A 4,096-nucleotide genomic window follows, 5' to 3' on the forward strand; every position below is an offset into this window, starting at 1 on the left:
CGAGAGGTCCTCTTGAATCAAGTTCTGGCTGGAACATCCTGATTCTACAAGAGAAACCCCTCGCCATCTTTATTTTCAAGCCAGCCTCATGAATAAGCCGGGTTTTTGCCAGGCAGCCCGGAAAGCATCGGGAGAGCTAACGTGAACGGATACGCCCCGCGAGGCAAAGCCGTTGATGGGCTTGACGACCTGGGGCACCGTACAGGCCGCAAAGTAGCGATACGCGGCATCGATGTCGTTAAAGGCACGACCGGTGGGGGTGGGGAGCCCTTGCCGCGTGAACAGCGCCTTGAGAACGGCTTTGTCACCGTCCAGAAGATGCGTGGCCAACGGAATACGCGGGGCGTTGATATAAAACAGGGTTTGCTGCTGGCCCTGGGTCAACGTCAGCATCCGGCCGGGATGACGTGTCACCTGAATACCCTGCTCGCGGGCCGTATGCTCCAGCAGCGCTTCATCGATGTAATGGCGCGTATCGAAGAACGCTGAGTCACTGAAGTCGTTGGCGTCACCCAGACGTTCCGCCAGCCATGCCTGGTTGGCAGCACCGTGATGCGGTAGTGCTTGTTTGGGGTGGCACTCCACGTCTGTCGGAATGACAAACTGAGGCGCTTGCCCCTTCGGCAGGACATACGCCCAGGGATCCACGTCGCCGGTTTCCACAAAATACTGATGGGCCGCCTGAGTAATACGGTTCCACGCCTGCTGTACGTGATCCCCTTCGGGCAGCTGATTGACCCAGTTACGCATGGCCGGGTTGATCTCGAACACCACCAGTTCACCCTTGTGCGCCGGGTCGGTGGACGGGGCAAAGTCCACGCCGTTATACCCCATGCCCATGTCTCGCATGGCGGCTTCCAGCGCTTGCCACTGTGCCTTTCCCAGATGCTCGACAGGGTTCTCGCAGAAGTCACGCTCTTCGTCGAGCAACCACCGATTATCATGCATGAACGGGTCGGCCAGCTTATGGTGGACGTTGTAATGGTCCGCCGTATAAATATGCGCCGGGTAGAGGGTATTCCCCACCATAAAGGCGCGGAACTTGGGGTATAGGCGGGTCTCGGGCAGCCGCTCGTCGATGTAGCTGACGTCGTGATACTGAATCACGTAGGCCGTCTGCGGCTCCTTGGCAAGTTTTTCATCCAGCTCGGTGAAGTCGTGGCTGTCCAGGTCATCGACCTTGTGCATGAACTTGCCGCCCTGGTAACCAGCGAGGCGGATGATCACCGGCAGCTCGAAGCCGTGGTCTTTGATGGCCTGCTCGACGATGGCGCGGGCCGATGCCTGGGTGTTTTCGACCTTGACGCTCTTGGGCAGGATGACGTCAGGGTTGTCCTTGAAGCGCTGGTAGTTCCCCTCCCGGCTGGCGGCGAGCACAGCCCTGGGTTCGTTGATCACCGGCAGGTCGATACGGTCGCATACCTTCTGCGCCAGATGCAGCGCATGCTCGCAGCGCTCGGGGTCGGTGATGGAGTTGTATATCACATCCGCCGCAGGCAGTTTGCGCAGTAGCTCCGGCTGCTGGTCGAGGGTATCGACGTGGAAGCGGATCACGGTGATATGGTCGCTGTCCAGCAGACCGGCGAGGTTGTTGTGGCCTTCCGTGGTCTGGATGCCGAAGGTCTTGCGGTTGATGCCCAGCGAGCCGCTGGCCTGGGTGAATAGGGCGAGCACGGTGAGCTTGGTTTCCACTTTGGCCTCGCGCACGGAAAACGCCTTGCTGCGAATGGCCTTTTTGGCCCAGTACTGGCTTTGCTCGTCATGGCCCATGTTGCCGTAGAGGGCAGCCAGATAGCGGCGCGGGGCGTCGTGGTTGGGGCGCAGCTGTACGGCGCGGTGCATCATGGCGGTGGCCATGCGTTGACGACCGACCCGGGTAAGCCATCGGGCGAGCAGAAAACATGCCTCGGGTTCATCGGGCTGCTGGGTCACGGCCAGCTGCATCAGCTCGATGGCGCTGTCGTATTTATCGAACTCGGCAAGCACCCGCGCCTGAAGCATCAGCGCGTTGATGTGGAGCGGTTCGGCGCGCAAGGCGGCGGTCAAATGGCTGATCGCCTGGGCGTGCTGTTTCTGCTTGAGTGCGGCCAGTGCCTGCTGGTACAGCGCGTCGGCCTGCTGTTCGGTGGGGAGTCCGGTGCGGGACGGACGTGTGACGGGTAATTTGGCCATATAACCTTCCTGATAACGAAAACGGCACCTATCCATGAAAAAAGCCCCCAGCCGAGGCCGGGGGCTTTGATGCTACAAGCCACTTACCGCGTGGCTTAATCGACCGTCAGTCTTAGGCGATGGTGATGAAACCATCAGCGTTCAGGCTCAGGTCGTCGGCATTCACGCCCGTCAGGGTGACCTGGGTGATGTCGGCCAGGTTCTCGGCGTTGCCGGCGAAGGTTTCGTCCTCGAAGGACAGCACAACGTTGTTGCCGTCCTGCTGGGCGAAGACTTCCAGCACGCCAGCATCGCCTTCACGGTCAGCGGCCAGGTCGACGGAGGCATCGATGGCAGCCAGCGTGAAGTCGGTGCCGATAAACAGCTGATCGTCGCCTTCCAGACCGAAGCCGCCTACGGTGGATTCTTCGCCGTTGAACAGGAACAGATCGTTCTCGGCAGTCGCCGTTACGCCACCGTCGAGAGAGACCGGCAGTTCGAGGTCATTGTCCTCGAAGTACTGCTGGGCTTCTTCCAGGTCAGCGGTAGCCGCGTTGAAGTCGTCCTGAGCTGCGTTCAGGTCGGCCAGGTTGCTATCTGCTTCGGTCTTGGCTTCTTCGGCATCAGCAACGTCTGATTTCTGACCGTCACGGGCGGCTTGCAGGGCTTCGGCAGCGGCCAGCAGACCACCGGTTTCAGTGCCCTCGAATGCGTTGTCGGCATCCTCGGACTTCTCGGCCAGCTCATCGCGGCTTTCCAGCTTGTCGATCACGGACTGGATACCGGCGACGTCAGTGCCATCGCCCAGAGCGTAAGTGCCTTCGTACTCTTCGGTGTCAGCGTCGTACTCGCCGAACAGGTCAAGCAGTGCTGCAGCATCGCTTGCTTGAGCTTCGTCTTCTTTGGCCAGCACGAAGTTAGCGGCGGTAAGCAGATCGCCGATGGTAGTAGCTGTGTTAGTTTCAGCACCATCAGCGGCATCAAAGCTGGACAGATCGACACCGACACCATCACCGGCAACTTCCGTGCTCAGAGCACCACCGTTGTCGACGAAGTCGGAGATGGCGGTACGCAGCTCGGTCAGCAGCTCAACGTTGGTACCGTTGGCGCTAACGTCGGCGTTCAGGGCAGACTCGGCGTTAGCCGCTGCGATCTGGAGGCCCTTGGCGGTGAAGGTATCCGTTGCTGCTGCATCAACCTGAGCGCCATCGGCAAGGGCAGCACCGTCGACATCACCATCGGCAGTAGTAACTACGTACTGCGCCTTGTCAGCGTTAACCGCTTTCTGGGCTTCAGTAACCGCCTTGGCGATGTTGGCGTCGGTCAGGTTGTCAGTACCCTTGATGCCCAGGTCAAATTCCTGGTTAGCAGCACCATCCTCACCGTTGGAATCAACAGCGTCGGCGAAATCGGTGGAGTCGAGGCCGTCGACTACTGCGGTAGCCTGAGTGCTCAGATTGCCTTCAAATGCGCCATCCACTTCAGTGGCATCGCCAAACTCAACGGCACGTGACGCCAGCAGTTCAGCGGTTTCGCTGTTGATGTCGGCTTCCGCCGCCGCGATCGCGTCTTCGGCTTCGGTGATTTCCTGCTTCAGCTGATCTTCGTCGAACTGCTCAACGAAGGTGTCGAGGGCATCGCCTTCCAGCGGCGTTTCTTCGCCCGCGTTCACGGTTTCAGCGGCAGAGGCCAGCGCAGCGGTCACGCCGGCTTCGGCGGTTGCCAGGTTGGTCAGCGCTTCAGTGAGGTCTGAGTGTGAGAGTCTTCAAAACCTTCCATAAGTCCACGTTTTCCCAATCCTTTTTAAACGCTGCCGGAGTGCCTTGCGAGTAACCGACCCATGACCGAAACTCACGATTTCAAAAAAGTGGTCTCTTTGATCATCCGGTAAAATGCCCCAACACCTTTCCCCACCGAACGACCGGTAACGTACCGAACGCCTACG

Annotated in this window: 2 protein-coding genes; both read right to left on the reverse strand. The window is 59.5% G+C overall.

All coding sequences use genetic code 11. The annotated features are described in order from the left end of the window. Positions 1–75 precede the first annotated feature (75 nt). Positions 76–2,172 (reverse strand): tetratricopeptide repeat protein, encoded by a 2,097-nt coding sequence (locus tag ABD654_RS05705; RefSeq protein ID WP_344703150.1) that lies wholly within the window; start codon positions 2,170–2,172, stop codon positions 76–78. A gap of 112 nt (positions 2,173–2,284) precedes the next feature. Next, on the reverse strand, positions 2,285–3,856 hold the full coding sequence (locus ABD654_RS05710; protein WP_344703152.1) for a hypothetical protein: 1,572 nt from the start codon (positions 3,854–3,856) through the stop codon (positions 2,285–2,287). Positions 3,857–4,096 lie beyond the last annotated feature (240 nt).

Origin of the sequence: Halomonas cibimaris, from assembly GCF_039537045.1 — a bacterium.
GTDB classification, from domain to species: domain Bacteria; phylum Pseudomonadota; class Gammaproteobacteria; order Pseudomonadales; family Halomonadaceae; genus Vreelandella; species Vreelandella cibimaris.

Excerpts from the sequence above, each read along its gene's own strand:
- ABD654_RS05705 (WP_344703150.1), bottom strand. The coding sequence starts at position 2,172 with ATGGCCAAATTACCCGTCACACGTCCGTCCCGCACCGGACTCCCCACC.